Consider the following 23712-nt stretch of genomic DNA (forward strand, 5'->3'; position numbering starts at 1 on the left):
TTAGACGAATCTTAATGCAACAGTTGGGCATAAATTTACCTATTCGATGGAGCTGTTCTATTGAGGCAATAAATACATCTATTTCGGGAGAACCGTTTCAAAATTTAAGATGGTCGCAGTTCGGTGATGGTTTCTTAGTAAATACAACAACCGGCAATATGCGATATCAATCCTGTAAATACATTGTTGAGGGCTTAACCAAAGCTTTACAATGCCGTATAGTGCAAGCTGATGGCGCATGGTGGGTTATAGGCATCAAAGAGCATCTTGCTGATGTTATTGCTTACAGGGAGTGCGCCAACAGCACGGGGCTTCCTGTAATTACAGAACACACCCGGGATAGCCTTCGTGTAGTAGGTGAGGATTATAAGTTCATCAATGAAGATGCTGTGTTAACGGCCACCGCAGCAAACAAAAGTGTAACGGTTACTTATGAACATAATCAACTAGCGAATATACTGCCAAATGGTGGACTGGAACAACGAAGCCTAGGTGCCCTCATGTGGTGGGGAGTACAAGGTGGCACGTTTGCCTATGAGAGTGAAATCGGTTCAATTACTGGTAGAGGAGGTTCGGCTGTTAAACTTATAAATTCTGGCCCTGATCCGGCTGTTTTCAAACTTCTCAATCCTTTACCAATTGACGCACATACGCTGTACAACATTTTTGAGTTTGGTTTTAGTTTTATGGCGATTGATGGTTATCCCTTAAACCCTGAGAATGGAAGGATTGATTGGCGTAATAATGAAATTAAGGTTTCAGTAAAATATACGGTTAACAATAATGGGACAATCGAAGACTGGTATCTAAACGAATACGGGTATTGGCAGAATACTAATGGCCCCGCTAATCAGCAGGTAATAAGCACGTCATGGCACCCGGCGGGGAATGCTTTTTACATTCACTTTGACCCTGCTAAATCATTCTTTACAGGTGATGTAGTGTTTATTCAGTTTGTCCGTGATGGGGTTGTAATCGGGCGCGAAGTACTTTTTGAAGAAACTATGGACGTCACTAGCGGTGTAGCATTCATTGTGAGCAAAATTCAAGACGGCTATACCTCAGGGTCTAGTAATTTATTGACCATAAACAACACGCAAAACCATCCTGCAAATACCGCATGGACTGAGAAAGAGGCGGACTATTTTAAATACATTTCGTTTACTGTGCAAGGTTTAGAATTGAATTACAGTGCCGCAATTACTTATACAGGAGCAGGAAGCTTAGAGAACAAAATAATAGACCCGGGAGTAATAAACCTAACTACCGGAAACAAGGAGGGTCTTTTAAGTGTTGAATTTGTTATGCCTGCTGGCAAAACTTATGTTTTAGACGATATTTGGTTAAGTGTAAATCACAATAAGGATGTGTATAAAGCGAGCCATGAAGAATCTAATAATACAAAGAATTTAGATATATCTTTGCCGATATCCAGTGCTTTCAGCGGCTTTTATACTTCCAATTTAATGAGGAGTTATAGCACTTCTAATACCGATTGGCTATTCACAGATGGTACGGATATAGGCTCGCTTACGGAGTTGTACGCGCGATCAGCGTTGCGGTGTTTGTATTCGCAAAATATTGTGTTTAACGGTAGTATTTCTACACTTGGTAAGGATTGGAGTTTCATTGACAACTACAGCATTGCTACGCTTGATGGGAAGAAGTTTCTGCCGAATAGGTCGATATACAATACAGAAAAAAACGAAGTTAACTTAATAGCTCTGGAGTATCGCAATGATGATATCGCTATATCTATAGAGCACTATGGGAGTGAGGAAGAAAAGGATCTGAAGTATTAACATAATTTGTTTAAGTATTATACGTATTATGGAATAACTTAATTTTCCCTAACGGGATAATCCGGTAGGTTTTTTATTATATTTGGTTGCCAATTTAAAAATTATGAAATATTTAATTATACTAATTCTGACGTTATCTTCTGCACTATTATTTTCCCAGGACTTAAGACAAAAAGCTCCCAAAGGCACGATGTATATTGATATCATTAAAGAAGGCAGCAAGGAGCAATTGTATAATGAGCTTACAGAGTGGTTGTTAGATAAAGGGTTTATGATCGAGTTTAGAGATTCTGAATTATTTTTGATACGGACTGAGCCATTCGAACGAGGCTCTCACATGTCGTATTATACATTTAGAATAAAGGATGGTATAATAACCATTAGTGGAAATTATAGACAATCTAGCAGCAGTGTTGCTTTATGGGGAACAGGATTTAATGCCAGAGATTCTTTTCAACAAATCAAGAACGTTTCTAGCATGCAGATTACTGGTGTTAAAGGTGCATATCGGGATATGCAGATTGTAGCGGAACTGTTAGGCGACAAGCTTGTTTTTAGGAAATAGTGGATTTAATAATACATCCTTTTAATTAACCCTTAGTTGCTCACCCATTCTGACCTTGAAAGCCTAGATTTAGGAATTATTCGACCTGAAGGATTTCACGATCTTTATACAAATTTTTATAAGTATTATTAAAAGAATAAAAAAATCCTAAAGGATGAGGTTAGGCTAATCACGCAATTGCATACTTTTTTATCAATGGTTCAATGTCTTATTCGTAGTTGAGCTTGGTTCCCATTGCATTATATTGTTTTTCTCCCAGCACAAAAAACAAGTGTCCATCAGTTTTAATTACATAGTTACCCTCTTCTTGATTGGTGTAAACTTCACGTTTTTTACCTTCAATAATCATAATCCCTTTTTCAATAGTAGGGATTTTGTACCTTACATTATTCGTAGTGTGTTTCCAATAAATCATAATATTGTTTTTAATTTGTATAACTAAAGATAGGTATAATTAAAGGTGTTATTTTGAGAGGGGTACCTTGACGGTTGTTGTACAAATCCACCGCCTTTTTGATTGCTTCTTGTGTGGCTTGGTGGCGGGTTATTTTGACTTTACAAAAAACAAATCTACTTTATGACCAAACGTAGTTTTTAGAACTAATTTACTTTTAGTTAGTTCGATGATATCGTAAGGCTCACTAATGTTGTATTCATTTTTAATTGTCAATTTCTTATTATCTTCAGAGATCCAATATCCTCTATTTTCAGTAAATGCTTCTTTTTTAACTACTTCAGGTTCTCTGTCGCCAAAAATTCCATCCCCCCATTTACCTTCAATTTTAAATCCTGATATAGTTACCTCAGACACTCCGAAATTATAACTAATATCGCCATTATCGGGAATTGTTGTTGGGGTATTGTTAGCTCCTTCATATTTAATTGTATAATCTAGATCCCATTTTCCTCTAATTTCAGAATTACTTTCAGAGATACCATCACTCTTAGAACATGAGCTAAAACCGATAATAATAAATAGTGAATAGATAATCTTTTTCATTTCGTTAATAAATTAGTTTAGGCAAAAGTAAATAAAATTCTTATATGAGTTCATATGATGAAATGCTTTCCTATAACTCCATCTTTCTTTCTCTTTTAATCCCCCACTAAATAGTGAGTGTAGGTCTACTTTATATTAAATATCACCTGATCATGCAAGGTTCTGGTTTCTGTTTGTTCCAATTTCAATTAATCAATAAAAAAGCAAGATCATTTAATCCTGCTTATATTTCGATGCGGTAATTGTTATCTAGATCCTAATCATTATTTTAATTTTTCCATTCTTAAGTATCTCAAATAATCCTGGCGCATACTCAATCGATATTGATCTAATCCTAACGCTGCGGTCTTTCTCTCCAGTCACAAACATTGTAGAACGATATTTGATCAAACCTAAATTGATGGTTCGCTCTCTTTTTACTCCGTCCTCATTGGGATTAAAGTAAACTGTTTCAAAAATCCTCTTCATTATCTACTCCCTCCCTTTTCATTACTGAATAATCCCTTTTGCAAACCAATTATTTTCTCATCAAAGCGATGGTATGTTACCAAATCTCTAAGAGCTAACATCTTATTGCCGCTGGCCGTACCTAAGTCTTTAAAAAGATAATAAACTTCTTTAAGTAATAAGCGTTGCCGTTGGTCAGTTGTCTCACATATCATCTCTACAATGTCATAAAGCGCGTCTTCTGTGCTAACATAATGGCTTTTAATGCCCTCAAAGAAGCTGTCAAGATTTTGAATTATTATATCCTTACAACTTATTGTATCGTACATGTCAGCAAGCTGTTGTAGCTGATTTATGTCAAGATCATCTAATTGTTCACCTGAAATGCATGCATTTATTGCAAATTCTTTAATTTTGCCCTTAAGTTCTGAACTATCAGGCATTTCGTTAATTGTTAGCATAATGTTTGATTTTTAGATAGTGCCACTGTGTGACCGCCAAGTTTAGCAGTGGCACACTTGTTTATTATTTATTTATCTTCTTCCTTTACGTAAAATCTATGCCTATTTTCTGTCACCAGAGCATAGTTCAATTCCTTGACATCATAATAGTAGTTTCCTTTTGGATAGTGTTGCCTGCGCTCAATAAGGTTGTATTTTTCGAACCTATTGAGAAGCTTCTCGCCATGGATCCTGATCGCTTCTGACCTCCATATGATAGGGCTTGTAAGACCTACATCGGTCAGGGCGTTGTTTACCGCTGTTTCGGATACTTCCATGAGTATCTTGCGAAATTCGATGGTTGATAGAGTTAGATATTGCATTTTATCTTCTAATTATTTCCCTTTAAAAAATCTGTGTCGGTTCTCGGCTATAATCGCAGCATTAAGCTCGTCAGCATCATAATAGAAATGTCCTCGATTTAACCTTTGACGCTTGGTAATCAGACCTTCTTTTTCTAGGGATTCGATAAGCCTTTGACCATGCAATTTCATTGCGTCTGACCTTGTAATTGTTGGGCTTGCTATTCCTATAGCTGTTAACGCTGCCCTAGCTCCTGCCTGTGCAGCTTCTTTCAACATTTTGTTGAATTCGATTTTGGAAAATGTGTAGAATTCCATAGTTATCTATTTATATAATTTTTGTCAAAGATGATTTCATTTTCTCCAAAAACAAATAAGCAACCTGTACTATCTATTATTTCAATACGTTCTTCTCTATTTGGGAATAATTTATTGATCCTCATTAAGAGTTTATAGAACTTTTGATAAAGATGCTCTGACAAGTCCGGATCGAACACTAGTTGTTCAAACGCTTCATACTTTAGAATAGATCTTCCGAGGTAAATGGTCATTTTCATATTGGTGATTTTATTGGTGACTTAATGATATATTTGCTTCTTATTATTTTAAAAAAGCAATGATTATGCTCCCTATTTGTACCTATTTATTATAAATCATTGATTATCATAATTAGTTACAATTTGTATCGGGAAGTAAGGGGGGGGGCATTATAGACTACTCTTTTATATTATTATTAAACTGTGGAAAGAGCTATTTTCCACCTCCTCTATCATTCCAAGCATTAGCTTAAAACCAGAGACGATTTTAAAGATAGACACTTATATTAAAAGCCATTTAGAATAATCTATTTCCTAGTCATTTGTTTTGTATTTCCTTTTTCAAATATTTTAGTTATTCCTACCGCTCGAAGCTTCTTTTTGTTATGAATAAACATTGATATAATTATTTAAAAACACCAACTTTTACTAAATTAAATTGTTCAAATTAATTTGGTTTGTTTTATTCAAGAGTTGCTTTAATCGCTAATTATTACGGTTTCCCATATTGATTTGTCATTATTAATTTTATAATTTGCAAGATTAATATAATTACCTTACCCGTTAAATAAATAATGACACACACTTCTCATAATAAATTAGTTAGCTTTATTTGGTCTATTGCTGACGACTGTCTGCGTGATGTATATGTACGTGGAAAATATCGTGATATTATATTGCCTTTCGTTGTCTTACGTCGGATTGATTCACTATTAGAGGAAACAAAGGTCGCTGTATTAGCAGAAGTTCGTTTTCAGAAGGAAGAACTAAATTCGACAGAATTAGATACAAAAGGACTTCAAGATGCTTCTGGCTATGTGTTTTATAATACGTCCACATGGACTATGGAGAAGCTGAAAGGAACAGCTACGAATTCCCAACAGAAATTAGTAGCCAACTTTGAGGAATACCTTAATGGTTTTTCTGCTAATGTGAAGGAGATTATCGAAAAATTCAACCTATCGGCACAAATTCGTCATATGGCATCCAAAGATGTATTGCTTGACGTATTAGAAAAGTTTACCTCGCCTTATATCAATCTAACACCTTTAGAGAAAAACGATCCTGAAGGTCGTCCATTGCCTGCTTTGTCCAATCTAGGCATGGGTTATGTGTTCGAAGAATTGATTCGTAAGTTTAACGAAGAAAATAATGAGGAAGCTGGAGAGCACTTTACACCACGTGAGGTTATTCAGCTGATGACCACCTTGGTTTTTGAACCGATTAAGGATCAGTTACCCAATATCATCACCATCTATGACCCTGCATGTGGATCAGGAGGTATGCTTACGGAAAGTGAGAACTACCTTATAGATGAAGAAAGTAGTATCGGTTATACTGGTGATGTCTACCTCTATGGTAAAGAAATCAACGATGAGACTTATGCCATCTGTAAGTCGGACATGATGATCAAAGGGAAGGATCCAGAGAATATACGTGTGGGATCTACATTGTCGACCAATGAATTTTCGAACATGAAATTTGACTTCATGTTGTCGAATCCACCTTATGGAAAATCTTGGGCTTCGGAACAGAAATATATTAAAGATGGAAAAGATGTCATTGATAATCGTTTTAAAATCAAACTTAAAGACTATTGGGGTAATTGGGAAACGGTAGATGCTACACCTCGCTCTTCAGATGGTCAATTATTGTTCTTGATGGAGATGGTGGACAAGATGAAAGCACCTACAGCCAATAGAGTAGGTTCGCGCATTGCATCGGTACACAATGGTTCTTCACTTTTTACTGGCGATGCAGGTTCGGGAGAAAGCAATATACGTCGCTATATCATTGAGAATGACTTGCTAGATGCTATTGTCCAATTGCCAAATAATTTGTTTTACAATACCGGCATTATCACTTATATCTGGTTGCTCAACAATAATAAACCAAAAGAGCGTGCAGGCAAAGTACAATTGCTCGATGCCAATAACCTTTACCGTAAGTTGCGTAAAAACTTAGGGAATAAAAATTCTGAATTTTCACCCGAACAAATTACGCAGATTGCACAAGCGTATTTGGAAAACTGGGATACCAACCCAACGGATTCGGCTTTACAAATCAAGCAATTTCAAAATGCAGACTTTGGCTATTACAAAGTCAATATAGAACGTCCTAAACGACTAAAGGCTCAATTTACCAAAGAGGCTCTAGATACATTGCGCTACGAAAAAGGTTTACAAGTATCCATGCAAGCCTTGTATGAGAGCTATGGTGATTTGGTATATGCTGGCTTAGATGCACATGCAGAAGAAATCAGTAAACGTGCAGAAAAGGAAGAGTGGGGATTGAATAAAAAGCAAATTAGCAAATTAATAGATAAGTCAACATGGCTAAAGCCAAAGGCATTATACGATGCAGCACTTCAACTTTGGCAGTATGTAGGTGATGAAATCTTTTTGGATTTCAATGCTTTTAGCGGCTTAATAGATGAACATGTAAAGCAGCATAAACTGGGATTAAGTGCGACTGAAAAGAAAGCCATTTTGAGTGCCATATCAAGCTATGATGCTGAAGCGGAGAAAGTCATCAAAAAGATTGAAAAATTACCAGGTGATAAATTGCATCAGCTGTTGAATCACTTAGGCTGTGGTGAAGAGGATTTGCCTTATTTTGGCTATTATGCGACAAGCAAGTCCGGTGAGTATATTATATACGAGACAGAATCTGATTTACGTGACAGCGAACAAATTCCGTTGAGCGAAACGATATTAACCTATTTCAAACGTGAAGTAGTACCACATGTGGAGGAAGCGTGGATTATCTTAGATTCTGTAAAGATTGGTTACGAAATCTCCTTCAATAAATATTTCTATCAACATACGCCTTTGCGTGCGTTGCAAGACATTACCAAAGATCTATTGGCTTTGGAAGAACAAAGCGATGGTTTATTAGCAGATATTTTAAAGTTTTAAGCGATGGAACAAGCTACTAATATTTTAATATATCAAACGGAAGATGGGGTTACGAAAATAGAAACCCGTCTTGAAAATGAAACGGTTTGGCTTACGCAAGCGCAGATGGCTGAATTGTTTCAGAAAGCAAAGTCAACGATTAGCGAACATATCAAAAATATATTTGAGGAAGGTGAATTGCTGGAAGATTCAGTTGTTCGGAATTTCCGAACAACTGCTACAGATGGAAAAAATTATGACACTAAATTTTACAACCTCGATGTTATCATATCGGTAGGTTACCGTGTGAAAAGCTTGCAAGGAACCAAATTCCGTCAGTGGGCGACACAGCGTTTGCGTGAATACATCGTGAAAGGTTTTACCATGAACGACGAATTGCTCAAGCAAGCAGGTGGTGGTAATTACTTTGATGAATTATTGGCGCGGATACGTGATATCCGTTCGTCGGAAAAAGTGTTTTGGCGAAAGGTTTTAGATATTTATGCAACCAGTATTGATTACGACCCGAAAGCAGAAAGTTCACAATTGTTTTTTAAGACGGTGCAAAACAAGATGCATTTTGCAGCGCATGGACAAACGGCCGCTGAAGTGATTTTTCATCGTATTTCGCCGGATAAACCACATTTGGGATTAACGCATTTTAAAGGAGCTAAACCAACGAAAGAAGAGGTTACAACGGCTAAAAATTATTTGACCGAAGAGGAGTTGAATATCTTGAACCGTGTAGTGACAGCCTATCTGGAATTGGCCGAGTTGCAGGCCTTGAACCGTAAACCCATGTACATGAAAGACTGGATTGCGCGTTTGGATGATTTTATTCGCATGACAGGTAATGAAGTGTTGGGAAATGCAGGTACAGTGAGCCATCAGCAGATGTTGAAGAAGGCTGAACAAGCTTATGCTGCTTACAAGGCGCAAACACAAGATGAACTCTCTCGTGCTGAACAAGATTTTGTGAAATTTATTGACCAAACCGCTAAACAGCTGGAGCAAAAGAAAAAGAACTAATGCAAACATACGAATCCTATAAAAACTCGGGCATAGACTGGCTGGGAGAAGTTCCAAGTCATTGGGAAACAAGGAAACTTGGAAATCTTTTAAAGCCTTATTCAGTTAAAAATATGGCGCATTTACCCTTACTTTCTATAACTAGAGAAAAAGGGGTAATTGTTAGAGGACAAGATGAAGAAGATGAAAATCACAACTTTATACCAGATGACCTGAGTGGTTACAAACACCTTAAAAAAGGACAATTTGGAATGAATAAAATGAAAGCTTGGCAAGGTTCCTACGGTTATTCAAATTATGAAGGTATTGTTAGTCCAGCGTATTTTATTTTTGATATTGATTCTAAATTGTATGGAGAATTCTTTTCAAAAACCATTAGAAGTAAGGCCTATATACCTTTTTTTATTCAAGCATCTGATGGTGTACGTATAGGACAATGGGATTTATCTAAAGCGAGAATGAAAGAAATTACATTCTTCGTCCCCCCAATCTCCGAGCAAGAAGCCATTGCAGCTTTTTTGGATGAGAAATGTGGGAAGATCGATGAACTGGTTTCGGTAAAAGAACAGCAAATTGCTTTACTCAAAGAACGTCGCCAAGTAATCATCCACGAAGCCGTTACCAAAGGTATTCAACCGAATGCAGAACTAAAAGATTCTGGCATTGATTGGATTGGAGAGATTCCGAAGCATTGGGAGGTAAAGAGGTTGAAATATGTACTTTCCAGTCAATTAAAATATGGAGCTAATGAAAGTGGGTTTGATTATGATGAAAATCTACCACGATATATCAGAATCTCTGACTTTGGATTTGACGGTAAATTAAATAATAATAAGAAATTGTCTTTACCAGATTCAATTGCAAAAGATTATCTGTTGAAAGATGGTGATATTCTTTTTGCTAGAAGTGGAGCAACAGTTGGAAAGGCTTACCAATTCAAAACTAGCTTAGGTGAAGAGAAATCTTATTGCTTTGCTGGATATTTGATTAAAGCTGAACCTGATATCAATCAAATAATGAGTGATTTTCTAAATTACTATACGCAATCAGGAGCCTTTATGAGTTGGAAAGATTCAATTTTTAATAAGGCTACAATTGAAAATATTGGAGCAGACAAATATTCAGAATTAAATGTACCAATTCCCCGAATCTTTGAGCAAGAAGCCATTGTTGTTTACTTAGATGATCAAACGGGTAAGATAGACCAAGCCATTGCCTTGAAAACCGAGCAAATTGAGAAACTCAAAGCCTACAAACAAAGCCTTATCAACGAGGTGGTAACGGGTAAAGTGAAGGTAGCGTAGGGGAGAGAAATTATAGACTAACTAATTATGAATTTGAATAATGAAGGGGAAAAAAGAATTTACTGTTGACGAAGCTTCGAGGATAGAAAAGCTGATTATCCAAAAATTAAATGCTTCGTCTGCAGAACAAAAAAGTATACGTAGTAAGATACGAGCAATAGGTTTCTATGCCTCAGATTTTGGAATAGGCGGTGGTTATACAGTAGCTGATTTTCGACGTGTGGTAAAGATTTTGGGTAAAGTGGATATAGCTTTACAGCAGTCGAATACATCTAAAGTAATAGTAACTAAAACTGAAACTCAAGACTTATTAAATACTTCAAATAGAAAGATTATGCTAGATCATAGTCAATCTATTATACCACAATTAAAAACATTAGGTTTTAAAGGCTTTGAGACAATTGAAGATATACGAAGGACTAATTATGTAATGCTCCCTAAAAAGAGAGGTATATATATTATCCTTTATCCAGCAGATTTACCAAAATATCTTAGCGTAGGAACAGGAGGGGCTTTCAAGGGGAGAGATCCTAATGTTTCCATTGAAGAGTTAGAAAGAAATTGGGTAAATAATACGCCCATTATCTATATAGGAAAAGCAGGAGGAGAAAGTAGTTCAGCTAGCATACACTCACGACTAAAGCAGTATTTTCGCTTCGGAGAAGGAAAACCTGTGGGACATTGGGGAGGCAGGTATATTTGGCAATTGGATAACGCTGATACTATGATCGTTTGTTGGTTAGAATTACCAGATGCTATCCCCGCTCAAATAGAAACAGCTTTAATTAAAGAGTTCAGTGCTCATTATGATCAACGCCCATTCGCCAATTTGAAGGATTAAGAATACTGTAATTATGAATAAGCCAACATTACAAGATTTCTTTGAGTCTCTAGCATTTAACTTAAGTACTCCAATGCGTTATTCGTGTGTGGTATCAAATTGTTTAGAAGTTGAACGTGCTAAATATTTTGATGAATTGTTGAATAACCATTTAGAAATAGTCAAGGTGCCTGCTTTTGCTAGTCCAAAGGAGTTAGTTGATTTTTTGAAAGCTCATCACAATCTAGTTTTATATTTTGAAGATGAGATTTTATCCAAGCGTATAGAATATATTCGATTGCTAGAAGGAGCAATTTGTGCAAATGATTTGGGTAAGCCTTGGTTTGTGACTTATGAAGGAGATAATTTTGTATTCAAAGGTAAAATTATTATAGCTAGTAGGCTGAGTAAAGAAGAACTTAAGAAAAGAGAACAATTACACTATATATTGCGAGATAGTATAGTGCTATAAGATAAATAACCAATTATAAATAATGGAAGTTAAAGCAGAAGTAAAAAGTATTAGTAGACTAAAAGACTATTTTTTCATCGTACCAGACTATCAGCGAGAATATGTTTGGAAAGCGGATAATCAAGTAGAGCAATTTTTGATAGATATAGAGAATGAGTATGAAGCGTTCTCTTCTCACCCTAAAAGCTATTTTATAGGTTCGATAATCATCGTAGAGAATAAAGGGAAATACGATGTAATAGACGGTCAACAGCGTTTGACGACAATTATGTTGTCTCTATGTGCATTTCGTGATTTGTTACACTCCATAGATTTAGATAGCAAACAAAAACGATACTTAAAAAACGTAGAAGAATTACTTACTGATTTTGATTTGGAATCAGATAGAGAACAATTACGTTTGGAATTGCAATATGAAGAAAGTAGTGGTTTTCTAGAGAAATTAATAAATAATGAAGACTATACTGACGTTTATACGTCTTCTGTTAGACGTATGCATGAAGCATATTTGAAGTTAAAAAGTTCTTTTAACCAAATACTAGAAGAGGGGACAGATAATCTATTGGATTATGTGAAATACTTTCTGACAAGAGTAGAGTTAGTTATCATAGAGTCAGAAAATCTAAGTAGCGCACTTAAAATATTTGAAACAATTAATCAGCGTGGCGCGGGATTAAATGCAATGGATTTAGTAAAGAATTTACTATTTGCAAAGGCTAATGAGGCAGATTTTCAGAAGATAAAGCATATTTGGAAGGAAATCATGTTTAATTTACAGCAGTGTAGAGAAGATTCCTCTCCATTGCGTTTTTTAAGATATTTTATCATTGCTAGGTACCACAATGGTATAATTCGCGAAGATGAACTATATAGATGGTTTATATCCAAAGAGGGGGTTGAGGCACTTGATTACGAAAAAAATCCATTAGGGCTTGCTAAAGAACTTAAAGCAATGTCCAAGCGATATTCTGATTTAGTAATAGCTACTGAACTCGTAAAAGACGGCGGTGAATTTCCGAATGTGACAAGTATCGGCTATGTAAATAAATATAGGTCGAGACAGCATTTAATATTATTATTGGCGCTAAGTGAACAAGCTGAAAAGGGCTGTATTGAATATTTGGCAAAACAACTGGAAAGTTTGTTTTTCTATTCCATAACACTCAATATTCAAGCAAAGGCTAATGAAACGAATTTTACGAAATGGGCGGTAAAATTGCGTGGCAAAAAGACTGTTGCTGAAATTATGCCTATAGTTGAGGAAGAGTTAATTCCTTACTTGACAGAGAGATTAGCCGAATTTAAAAATAGATTTAGAACAATTCCTCATTTTCATTATAGCCCGCTCTATAGAGAACGTTATATTTTAGGAAAGCTTGAAAATACGATACGTGCTAAATGTAATTTGCCTTTACAAGGGAATGATTTTATTAATGGATTGCAAATAGAGCATATATATCCCCAAACACCTAAAAATGATGTCATACCAAGTGAATTTTTAGACTTACAAGATTATAAATACTTTACGTATCGTCTAGGAAATACGACCTTGTTAGAAGGTATGATAAATCAAGCTGTTAACAATTACAATGATTTGGATTCAAATTGGTATGAGAAAAAGAAATCTGAATATGTAAAATCAGATCTTATTTCAACAAAATTATTAGACGATAAATATTCAGTAGGAGCGCATACAGCCCTGAATAGATTTAAATCTGATATGAATTTTGAATTTAATCATTGGAATAAGGATAGTGTAGATAAAAGGCAAAACATAATGCTCGATTTAGCTTTCGAAACGTGGAAAATTAATGATAAAAACATTAATAATATTTAGCATTCATTTATAATGAAGATATAATTAAGCAACCATATTATGACCACAAAATATAACGAACAAGCATTAGAATCTTTAATTGAAAAATATCTTACGGGGTATACTTTAGAAGAGTTGAAAGATAAATCACTGTCTGTAGGATCTTTGTATGAGTCAGATGAACATTACCTGAGTGGTAAAGGCTATTATATTGGATCAACTTTAGATTTCGATAAACGATATGCACTAGATACGGTACGTTTTTGGGATTTTTTGGAGAAAACTCAATCCAAAGAATTGGCTAAGCTTCAGGTGAGTAGCGATTGGAAGTTAAAGATTCTAGAGCGTTTTGATCGTAAGGTCAAAAAAGATGGTGTGCTTAAGCTTTTGAAAAAGGGATTAGAAGTTGATAATGCCTATTTTAATTTGTTCTATGAAGCACCAAGTGCTAGTTCTGCACACTCTATTCGTGAGAATTTTGAAGCCAACCAATTTTCTATTACACGACAAGTTCGGTATTCAGCAGTAAATACAGGAGAAGAGATTGATATGGTACTATTTGTCAATGGTATTCCATTGGTTACGATAGAATTAAAAAATCCTTGGACAGGACAAACAGCAGCCGTTCAAGGAATTAAGCAATATAAGTTTACGCGCGATGCCTCACAACCTTTATTGCAGTTTGGACGTTGTTTAGTGCACTTTGCGGTCGATACAGATGAGGTGTATATGACCACAAAATTGCAGGGAAAGGACACGTTCTTTTTGCCTTTCAATAAGGGGGCTAATTTCGGTAAGGGTAATCCTGTGAATCCTAATGGTCATAAAACGGCTTATCTATGGCAGGAGATATTTGAGAAAAATCAGCTAGCGCAGATTATTCAGCATTATATGCTTTTAGAAGGTAAGGATAAAGATCCTTTATCTAAGAAATATTATATATTCCCACGTTATCACCAATTGGATGTGGTAAGACGACTTATTGCGGACGTCAATCAAAAAGGTTTGGGGGAAACTTACTTGATTCAGCATTCTGCTGGTTCAGGTAAGTCCAATTCTATAACGTGGACAGCATTTCAGTTGATAGAGATAGAGGATGCGGAAGGAAAGCCGATGTTTGATTCGGTTATTGTCGTTACGGATAGACGTATTTTGGATAGACAGCTTCGCGAGAATATTAAATCATTTTCGGATGTTAAAAATATAGTAGCACCAGCTTATTCGTCTTCTGACTTGAAACAAGCCTTAGAATCTGGAAAGCGCATTATTATCACGACGATTCAGAAGTTTCCACATGTCTTGGATGGTATAGATTCCATGAATGATAAGCGATTTGGTGTTATTATCGATGAGGCACATTCAAGTCAAGGAGGTTCTGCTGCAGATAAGATGAACCAGGTGCTGGGTACGATGGAAGCGAATGAAGAAGGAGAAGTAGATGCACAGGATCTAATCGTTCGTGCCATGCAGGCACGCAAAATGCGTAAGAATGCATCTTATTTTGCATTTACCGCTACCCCTAAAAATTCTACATTAGAGCGATTTGGTGCCAAACAAATGGATAAATCTTATAAGCCTTTTCATTTGTATTCGATGAAGCAAGCTATTGAAGAGGGATTTATCTTAGATGTAATTTCTAATTATACGACGTACAAAAGCTATTATCAATTACACAAGTCTATTGAGGATAATCCAGAATTTAATACCAAGAAAGCACAAAGCAAGTTGAAAGGTTTTGTTGAGAAGGATCCGCGTACGATACGAGCCAAAGCTGAAATTATGCTGGATCATTTCATGCAACATGTGTTTTATAAGAAGACCTTGGATAATAAGGCGAAGGCTATGGTCGTCACCCAAAGTATCGAATCAGCTATCCGTTATTATAAAACATTGAATGAGCTGCTTAGAGAAAAAGGTTCGCCATTTAAAATTATTATTGCTTTTTCAGGAGCAAAATCGGTTGATGGAATTGAGTATACAGAAGCTATAATGAATGGTTTCCCTGATTCAGAGACTAAGGATGAATTTGATAAAAATGATTATCGAATTTTGGTCGTTGCGAATAAATTTTTAACAGGATTTGACCAACCTAAATTAACCACAATGTACGTGGATAAGAAATTACAGGGTGTTCTGTGTGTACAAGCCTTATCTCGATTAAATCGATCAGCTCCGAAACTGGGCAAAAAAACAGAAAATTTATTCGTATTAGATTTCTTTAACGATAGCGCAGATATTAAGTCATCATTTGATCCATTTTATACATCTACATCTTTAAGTTCTGAAACCGATGTAAATGTGTTGCATGATCTAAAAGATGCTTTAGACGAATCAGCCGTTTACGAATGGGGAGAAGTTGAGGAATTCAATACCAAATTTTTTAAAGGTGTATCTGCAGATGAATTAAGTCCTATAATTGATTATTCAGCACAACGATTTAATAATGATTTAGAACTAAATGAAGAAGAAAAAGCTGATCTTAAAATAAAGGCCAAACATTTTGTAAAGGTTTATGGTCAGTTGGCGGCTATTATCACTTTTGAGAACATGAATTGGGAAAAACTATTCTGGTTTTTGAAATTCCTAATTCCGAAGATGAAAGTGAAGCAACGTGAGGAAGATTTATTAGATGAGCTGTTGGAGTCTGTTGATTTGTCTACCTATGGTATTGAGCGTGTGAGATTGAATGAGAAATTGAGTTTGGACGATAGCGAATCCGAATTGGATCCGAATAATGCGAATCCACGAGGCGCACATGATCCAGGAGAGAAAGCTGAGTTGGATAGTATAATTCGAGAATTTAATGAACGTTGGTTTGCGAATTGGGATGCTACGCCTGATGATAAACGCTTGTTCTTTCAAACTTTTCTAGAGAAGATACAACAGCATCCAGACTATGAGTCTAAATACCTAAATAATCATGATAACTACACGCGTGATATTGCCTACAATAAGATCTTAGACCAAGTTGCTCTTCAAATGCGTAAGGTACAATTGGACTTTGCAAAGCAATGGTTAGATGATCATTTTAAACAGGATTTTAAATCGAGTACACAAAGAGCAATAGGGAGGTAGTATGGATACAGAATATTTAGGTAAGGTAATCCTTCTATTTATAAACTATGGTCTTATATTTATTTTATTATTTATCGGAATAAGAGAATTAAGACGTAACTATGAATTTCGTGAATTTTCAATTAGTAATTGTATTGAAGGTTTTTTGTTTGTTTTTTTGTTTACATTTTTATGGTTTGTAACACCTTTAAGTAGTCTATTTAATGAATATATAGTCGGTAAAGTCTTTGTTGATTTTAGAAAAAGTAGTTTACTACAAATTCTGTTTTTGTTGATATCTGTCTTATTAAGTTTCTTTTATTTAAAAAAATGGAAAGAAATTGTTAAGAATAATTATCATCTAAATCTGAATCTTATAATTTTTGGATTAGGATTACTTTTTTTCTATTGGTATTATAGAATTGGTTTTGGATTTGCTGGGTATGATTATTTTTCAGTTTGGGATGATCATAGAGAGGTGTTGAAAATTCTTGATGTTCCAGTTGTAGGATTTTCGATATTTCTTTTGTTATTTTTAATCCATTCTTTATTTAAACGAGATTATAAAGTAAATTATGAGGATAATATCGTTGCAGATATTCCACTTAAAAATAAAGAAGACGATGAATATGAAAGAAGAGACTTTTATGCCAAATTACTCAAGCATATTGCTGAAAATCATGTTAACCAATATAAATCGGTTAACATAGCGATTGTAAATAGTTGGGGTGAAGGAAAATCTTCATTTCTTAATTTTTTAAAAAATGATCTTGAAAAAGATAGTAATACCATTGTTATAGAATTTAATCCATGGCATTCAACATCATCTAATTTTACATTTGATTTTTTTCAGACATTGGATGAAGGTATATCAAAGTATATACATACAGGTTCTTTGATAAGAAACTACGCAAGAAGTTTATCGAGTATTGATGGTATTTTTAATATCACCAAATACTTACCTGCTTCCTGGGTCGGAGACAGATCTAATAAGGAATTTTACGATAACATAAATGATTTAGTTCAAAGACTTGGTAGAAGAATCGTTATTATTATAGATGATTTAGACAGGTTAGATAATAAGGAAGTTATAAATGCATTGCAAGTTATCCGAAATTCCGCAGGTTTTTCTAATTGTATGTTTATAGTACCTTTTGATAAATCTTATGTGTTAAATTCCTTAAAGGTTAATAGGATTTATAAACCCGAGGAATATATTAAGAAAATATTTGATGTTGAGTTGGCTCTTCCTCCCATTTCTAAACTTTATATTCAAAAAATGATTTTTGAATATTTATGGAAGAACTTTACTGATAAAATTAATATTACAGAGATTGATGAAAATAACTTAAAGGATCAGTTAGATCGATTGATATTTACAGTAAATCATTTTGGTGTCACAACTAGATCCGGTAATAGTTTAAAGTATTATATTGTTAGTAAAAATCTTACTAAGATTATAAAAAACAAGCGAGATCTGATTCGTTTTTCAAATAGTTTGATGAGTATTTACACTTATACAAATTCGATTGTTTATTTGCCAGATCTTTTGATTTTGGAAATAATAAAATACATAGATATTGAAGTATATAAAAGGATTTTTGTTAGCCAAGATTTTTTTGAAATAGAAATGGAGGGACTTGTTTCTAAACTAGTGCTTAATATGTGTGAATCTGAGAATGAAAAAAGTAATAAGGATTGTTTTTCAATAAGGCATAATATATATAAACATGATTTAAGAGAATTGTTAGAAGCTCTATTTACTGAACCTGATTTTGGTGATTTTAATCATATCAATACAATAGTTAATCCTCAAAATTTTTTAAATTATATTGAATTTAGAAGTGTGGGTATTACACAAAACGAAATCGATAGTTTATTTGAATAATATAGTATGAATAAGGAATTATTAGATAAATATATTAAAGAGAGAAAAGTAATTGAATTTCTAGAGAAATTGGAGTTACAGGGTATTAATACTTATAATGATAAGTATATTAGGTTGTTAGAAATCCTTATCTATTTGATTAATAATGTAAATGATAGAGATTTTGTAACAATTCAACAATATCTATTCAAAACTATTTACAAAGTTAAAGGGGACTTGTTTAATTCTGAGGAGAGGATTGAAAGTTTTATTAAATTATTACGTAAAAATAGTAATCCAAATTATGACAACATTACATCATTTAATCAACGTTTTATTTTAAACTTAGAAGACAATATCGAAGAATTAAATGGGGTTCATTTAAAAAGTTATTTAAAGAATGCTCTTTTAAGTTTTAATGAAGATTGCCTGCGTAAATTGATAAATAAGAATGCAGATTATAAATCAATTATTAATGTATTTTATTGTTGTGTAAATGCGATGGAATTACCTGAAAGAAAAGTTATAATTAGTGATGAAGCAATTAAAACTTTTCTAGAATATATTGAAGTAAATCCAATCGAGTATTTAAGTCACTTTATAAGACCATATTATAGTCAAGGGCCTACCAAAGGAAGAGCTGAGTATTATTTGCATGTGGGAGAGCCATTTTTGAGTCAGATATTTATGAATGGGGAATTTAAGAGTTTTTTAAATAGACAAGATAAAGAAAGTAAATTAGTTTCAGATATTGCTAATTTTTATAATTATATAAATAATCATCCAAGTAAAACTGATAAAATTGTAATGATTTTTAGTAATGATAACACAGAGTCAGAGAACTTAAATAACCATTTAAAACTTGAAAGTGATGCGCATGTTTGGGTACGTCCAGGTTGTCGTCCTACTGACTATAAAGAGTAAACATAAACAGTATATTCAAATGACATATTAAAGAGGACGACTTTCCAGACAATAAAATATCATAATTTTGACTATTATTTGTATTTATTTTAAAATAAACAACTGATAATCAGTATTGAATACTTTTTGTATCGAAATGAATAAATAAACTTATTATTTAAAAGTCATAATTATGCATTCTAAAGCATATTGCACTGTGCTTTTCTTATTAAGCTAATAAGTCTAAAACAATTCCCTCAAATTTATTTCCGTTTTATTCTAAGCCCTAAATACTGCATAAATAATAGCCAAGCCATTAAAAATACTTCTTTCTATTTTAACTATCACTAATTAATACAAATACATTTGTGAAAAATAAATTAATTAGCAAATAGCATGAATAGATTTAATTATTCCATCTTTTTTACATGCATCATTCTCCTGTTTAGTAGCTCCTGCAAAAAACTTGATGGTTTAGCTACTCCTCCGGATTTTGATGCAGGTCCGCATATATTTAGCACCGCAGTTAAAGACACTGTTTTGATTTCGAAGAATGATCAACGTTGGTGGTTTGAAAGAATTACAGTTGATGGTTTTGAAGACTATGATTTAGAAAAAAACAATAAACTTACATGCTATAGGAGGGATGCAAAGCCATCTGCTGATAGCCCGCTAGGTGAAGTCTATAAATATGAAAGTGTTTGGTTTACCGTAGAAAAATTAGATGAAAGGCGTATTAAAATTTCGCTGAAAGAAAATAAAGAAGGTGTCGTTAGAACTTTTACTTTTTCTGCATCTGTGGGTAATGCAAATAGGAAAGTAACTATAGTTCAAAATCAAAAGTAAGTACTGCAAATTTTAACAATCAAGCCCTTCCAATTTAATTCTGGAAGGAATTAATCCCTTTACCGCTTCAGCAGCTCATACCTGATATGCGTTGTGAGTTCCGAGGGGATTACTTCCAGAATTTTCAAGGTATACAAGGAATGATCTATTCCTTCAAAGAGTCGAATTCCTTTTCCTAAAAACACGGGCGCAATATGGATAAAAAACTCATCCACCAATCCGGCGTTTAAGAACTGCTGTATCGTATTGGCGCCACCTTGGATTCGGATATCTTTTCCTTCGGCAGATTGTTTGGCTTTTTCCAAGGCACTTTCTACACCATCATTAATAAAATAAAAAGTGGTGGAGCCATGTTGTTTCCAGGGTTTTCTTTTTTCATGGGTCAGTACAAAGACATCAGCTTTGTATAAATCTTCAGGCCAGGCAAGCTCACCTTCTTCGAACATGCGTTTTCCCATAATATAGGCACCGGTGCGGTCAATGGTTTCCCGGATTAGCGCTCCATCAGGACCATCGTTTTTGTTATTTTCAACACCTAGGTAATCCCAAAAAGCTTTTTGTTGAAACATCCAGCTGTGGATCTTCTCCGAAACACCGCCCATTGGATTCAGAGGGCTTCTATTGATGCCCGCGAAATAGCCATCCAAGGATATGGCACTATCAAAAATAATATTACTCATCAGAGTCTTGTAGATGTATTTTTGTTTTTGTTTAAGGTATATCGAATATGCGTTGTTAGTTCAGAAGGGATTACTTCCATAATTTCTAAGGTATACACGTTTGGATCTATGCTGTCAAATAATCGGATGCCATTTTCTATAAATACAGGTGCAATATGGACGAACAACTCATCGACTAACCCGGCATTTAAGAACTGTTGCACTACGTTGGCTCCTCCAAAGATACGAATATCCTTGCCTTGTGCTGCTAGTTTTGCTTTTTCTAACGCACTTTCAATGCCGTCATTTATAAAGTAGAAGGTGGTGTTGCCTTCTTGTTTCCACGGGGCTCTAATTTCATGGGTCAGCACAAAAACGTCTGTTTTATACATATTTGTTGGCCAACTGACTTCTCCCTCCTCAAACATCCGCTTGCCCATAATAAAAGCACCGGTTCGGTTGTTGGTATGAAGAATAAGCTCACCTTCGGGGCCATCTGTTTCCGTTGTTTCAATATTTAGGTAATCCCAGAATGCTTTTTGCGTAAGCATCCAGCCATGTATTTTTCCAAATACACCCCCCATAGGATTGTTTGGGCCTCTATTGGTTCCTGCACAATATCCGTCCAGAGAGATGGCGCAGTCCACAATAATTTTGCTCATTGCAATAGTTTATATTTAGTATAAAAAGAAAGTAGGTAATAAAAGCTTCGGCGAAATAAGCACCTATGATGCACATAGTCGATTTGTTACATCAGTTTCCCATATTCAAATTTAATAAAAAACAGTTATAACAATTTCTTTATTTTTTATTAGTAAATATAATTTGGTTTTAAGTTATTTTAATTTTAATTGATTTAATCATATTGTTTTATATCGTTAATTGATTACATTAGGTTAACATAAGCATAAGAATGTGAGATACAGTGAATTAACGGAGGATGAATTAATTGGTTTATTACAAGCAAGTAATAAGCTTGCCTATACGGAGATTTATAACCGATATGCTGCACTTGTTTATTCTTTTACTTATCGTAGAACAGAGGAAAGGCAGGAGGCACAGGATATTGTGCATGAAGTATTTTTATTTTTATGGGAAAGGCGAGATACCTTGTTGATAAATAAAGGGATTTTACCATTTATGTACACTGTTGTACGGAATAAAATTCTCAATAGAATAAAACATCAAAAAGTCTCAGCACGCTATATTGATAGTTTCCAACAATTTTTAGATTCGACAGAGGATAATGCAGATCATTTACTGCGATTCCATGAATTGAATGAATTAATAGAACGTGAAGTAGCCGCTTTACCTGTGAAAATGCGGCAAGTTTTCGAACTCAGTCGAAAGACTGGTTATAGCCGTAAAGATATTGCTGAAAAGATGCAGGTATCTGAGGAAACGGTTAAAAGCCATATGCACCATGCGCTCAAAATTCTCAAACAAAAGTTGGGTGGATTATTTTTTTTACTTTTCTTTTAACCCCTAGCGTTTTTTAAGTTGTCATATAGGTAATAAACCCGAATGACAATCCATGACGCAGAAACAAGCGAAACAGATAATTGAAAATTGGCAAGCTGGTCTTTCTTCTGACGAAGAGATTAAGTTGCTTGAAGATTGGTTGCTTTATTCCAATTTAAGAGAGCTGGACTTACCTGAAAAAGAATTGCAGCAAGAGTTACAGCTTATCCATGATAAATTATTTCCTATTAAACAGATTTCTCCACTTAAAAGGATGCTTCCTTATGCGGCAGCCATCCTATTGATTGGCCTGACTGGCCTATGGTTTGCCAAGGAGACGATTTGGCAAGATAAGGACAAGGATTTTATAGAAATTTCATGGGAAAATAGTGGGATAAAGGCTGCTAGTCCTCAAGCCACCCTTACCCTGTCAGATGGGAAAACACTTCAATTAAGCTCGGAACATGATGGTATAAAAATGGGAGAGGATATCACTTATGCTGATGGGCAATTTCTTACGACCTCGTCAGATCCTAATTTAGATAAAAACAGAGAAAATCATCTTTTAAAGTTATCCACACCGCGTGGCGGAATTTATCAGTTGGAATTGTCTGATGGAACCAAAGTTTGGTTAAATGCTGCTAGTGAAATAACTTATTCATCCAAAATAAACCAACAAAAAAGGGAAATCTTTTTATCAGGTGAAGCTTTTTTTGAAGTAAAACCTTTAAAGGATAAGGATGGTCAAAAAGTTCCATTTATCATCCATACTTCGTCTCAAAAGATTGAAGTTGTAGGAACTTCCTTTAATGTTTTTTCTTACAGCGATGAAGAAATCTCTAAAACAACATTGATAGAAGGGCTTGTAGATGTTGCTGCAATAGGCTTTCAGGGGAAGAAACGATTAAGTCCAGGAAGGCAAGCAGTCATAAAATCCAAAGAAGGTGAAATCCTAATTCGTGACGTGAATACGGTTCATGAAATGGGTTGGAAAAACAGCACGTTCGACTTTGATGATGAACCTTTGCACATGATCATGCGCAAAATTAGTAGATGGTATAATGTTGATGTTCATTTCTTGTCAGACGTAAATCAACAAGAACGGTTTGGCGGAAGTTTTCCTAGGACAGCAAACATTCAAGATGTATTAAGAAAAATAGAACTTACCGGAGATATAAAATTCAAAATTGAAGGGGGAAATAACAAAGAAAGGAGGATAATCGTTATGAAATAATACAGATTAATTTATTTCCATGATTTTATCCTACAAAAAAAAGTACCGGAAATGTTCGTAGCATCCCCAGTACCAAAGTAGTTTAATAAAAAACCAGTAACCAGTTTTTATTGAAACCTAACAAACTTAGGTAAAATCCAAGTGTTGAACAAGGATTTTTCTGAGCAACTTAGGTTGTAAGTCTGTTAAAACCATGAA

At 34.6% G+C, this 23712-nt stretch carries 21 protein-coding genes; 14 read left to right on the top strand and 7 right to left on the bottom strand.

Translation table 11 applies throughout. From position 1 onward, the window contains the following. Positions 1-14: 14 nt before the first annotated feature. The gene (locus GQF63_RS08965) at positions 15-1802 is read left to right on the top strand and encodes a hypothetical protein (protein ID WP_160368887.1); all 1788 of its coding nucleotides are present in this window, start codon (positions 15-17) and stop codon (positions 1800-1802) included. Between the two features lie 103 nt (positions 1803-1905). Next, positions 1906-2367: a hypothetical protein gene (locus GQF63_RS08970; RefSeq protein WP_160368888.1), complete on the top strand. Its 462-nt coding sequence runs from the start codon at positions 1906-1908 to the stop codon at positions 2365-2367. A 208-nt stretch (positions 2368-2575) separates the two neighbouring features. On the opposite strand, the gene GQF63_RS08975 is transcribed toward GQF63_RS08970, so the two are convergent. The 5 genes from GQF63_RS08975 to GQF63_RS08995 all read right to left on the bottom strand — a co-directional run bounded on the left by GQF63_RS08975 (position 2576) and on the right by GQF63_RS08995 (position 4934). Further along, positions 2576-2782, bottom strand: coding sequence for a hypothetical protein (locus GQF63_RS08975; RefSeq protein ID WP_160368889.1), 207 nt, complete (start codon positions 2780-2782; stop codon positions 2576-2578). A gap of 129 nt (positions 2783-2911) precedes the next feature. Continuing rightward, positions 2912-3367 (bottom strand): hypothetical protein, encoded by a 456-nt coding sequence (locus tag GQF63_RS08980; RefSeq protein ID WP_160368890.1) that lies wholly within the window; start codon positions 3365-3367, stop codon positions 2912-2914. Between the two features lie 467 nt (positions 3368-3834). Next, positions 3835-4275, bottom strand: a complete 441-nt coding sequence (locus GQF63_RS08985; protein ID WP_160368891.1) for a hypothetical protein — start codon at positions 4273-4275, stop codon at positions 3835-3837. 68 nt (positions 4276-4343) lie between these two features. Beyond that, positions 4344-4592 (bottom strand): hypothetical protein, encoded by a 249-nt coding sequence (locus GQF63_RS08990; protein ID WP_160368892.1) that lies wholly within the window; start codon positions 4590-4592, stop codon positions 4344-4346. Between the two features lie 57 nt (positions 4593-4649). Then, entirely contained in the window at positions 4650-4934 is a 285-nt protein-coding gene (locus tag GQF63_RS08995) for a hypothetical protein (RefSeq protein ID WP_160368893.1), read from the bottom strand. 793 nt (positions 4935-5727) lie between these two features. On the opposite strand from GQF63_RS08995, the gene GQF63_RS09000 reads away from it, so the two are divergent. From GQF63_RS09000 to GQF63_RS09045, 10 genes are all read left to right on the top strand, one after another. After that, positions 5728-8070 (top strand): type I restriction-modification system subunit M, encoded by a 2343-nt coding sequence (locus GQF63_RS09000; protein ID WP_160368894.1) that lies wholly within the window; start codon positions 5728-5730, stop codon positions 8068-8070. Between the two features lie 3 nt (positions 8071-8073). Next, entirely contained in the window at positions 8074-9078 is a 1005-nt protein-coding gene (locus tag GQF63_RS09005; protein WP_160368895.1) for a virulence RhuM family protein, read from the top strand. Next, the gene (locus tag GQF63_RS09010) at positions 9078-10382 is read left to right on the top strand and encodes a restriction endonuclease subunit S (RefSeq protein ID WP_160368896.1); all 1305 of its coding nucleotides are present in this window, start codon (positions 9078-9080) and stop codon (positions 10380-10382) included. The genes GQF63_RS09005 and GQF63_RS09010 overlap by 1 nt, the downstream gene beginning before the upstream one ends. A gap of 40 nt (positions 10383-10422) precedes the next feature. Then, a complete protein-coding gene (locus GQF63_RS19645) occupies positions 10423-11223 on the top strand; it encodes a hypothetical protein (RefSeq protein ID WP_212592513.1) in 801 nt (266 codons plus the stop codon). A gap of 13 nt (positions 11224-11236) precedes the next feature. Then, complete coding sequence (locus GQF63_RS09020; protein ID WP_160368897.1) at positions 11237-11674, top strand: hypothetical protein; 438 nt, start codon at positions 11237-11239, stop codon at positions 11672-11674. A 22-nt stretch (positions 11675-11696) separates the two neighbouring features. Next, entirely contained in the window at positions 11697-13511 is a 1815-nt protein-coding gene (locus GQF63_RS09025; protein ID WP_160368898.1) for a DUF262 domain-containing protein, read from the top strand. Positions 13512-13550: 39 nt separating this feature from the next. Beyond that, positions 13551-16565 carry a type I restriction endonuclease subunit R gene (locus tag GQF63_RS09030; protein ID WP_160368899.1) on the top strand — a complete coding sequence of 1005 codons (3015 nt, stop codon included), beginning with the start codon at positions 13551-13553 and terminating at the stop codon, positions 16563-16565. A 1-nt stretch (position 16566) separates the two neighbouring features. Then, complete coding sequence (locus GQF63_RS09035) at positions 16567-18432, top strand: KAP family P-loop NTPase fold protein (RefSeq protein ID WP_160368900.1); 1866 nt, start codon at positions 16567-16569, stop codon at positions 18430-18432. 6 nt (positions 18433-18438) lie between these two features. Beyond that, positions 18439-19335: a hypothetical protein gene (locus tag GQF63_RS09040; RefSeq protein WP_160368901.1), complete on the top strand. Its 897-nt coding sequence runs from the start codon at positions 18439-18441 to the stop codon at positions 19333-19335. Between the two features lie 375 nt (positions 19336-19710). Beyond that, positions 19711-20160, top strand: a complete 450-nt coding sequence (locus tag GQF63_RS09045; RefSeq protein WP_160368902.1) for a hypothetical protein — start codon at positions 19711-19713, stop codon at positions 20158-20160. A 59-nt stretch (positions 20161-20219) separates the two neighbouring features. Here GQF63_RS09045 and GQF63_RS09050 read toward each other — a convergent pair whose 3' ends face one another. Then, positions 20220-20840, bottom strand: coding sequence for a dihydrofolate reductase family protein (locus GQF63_RS09050; protein ID WP_160368903.1), 621 nt, complete (start codon positions 20838-20840; stop codon positions 20220-20222). Continuing rightward, positions 20840-21481 (bottom strand): dihydrofolate reductase family protein, encoded by a 642-nt coding sequence (locus GQF63_RS09055; protein WP_160368904.1) that lies wholly within the window; start codon positions 21479-21481, stop codon positions 20840-20842. The genes GQF63_RS09050 and GQF63_RS09055 overlap by 1 nt, the downstream gene beginning before the upstream one ends. Before the next feature lie 253 nt (positions 21482-21734). Here GQF63_RS09055 and GQF63_RS19760 point away from each other — a divergent pair, with 253 nt between their 5' ends. Together GQF63_RS19760 and GQF63_RS09065 are read left to right on the top strand one after the other, a co-directional pair. Then, positions 21735-22301, top strand: a complete 567-nt coding sequence (locus GQF63_RS19760; protein ID WP_160368905.1) for an RNA polymerase sigma-70 factor — start codon at positions 21735-21737, stop codon at positions 22299-22301. 52 nt (positions 22302-22353) lie between these two features. After that, on the top strand, positions 22354-23514 hold the full coding sequence (locus GQF63_RS09065; protein ID WP_160368906.1) for a FecR family protein: 1161 nt from the start codon (positions 22354-22356) through the stop codon (positions 23512-23514). Positions 23515-23712: the final 198 nt, after the last annotated feature.

The organism is Sphingobacterium humi (genome assembly GCF_009768885.1).
In the GTDB taxonomy this organism is placed as follows: Bacteria; Bacteroidota; Bacteroidia; order Sphingobacteriales; family Sphingobacteriaceae; genus Sphingobacterium; species Sphingobacterium humi.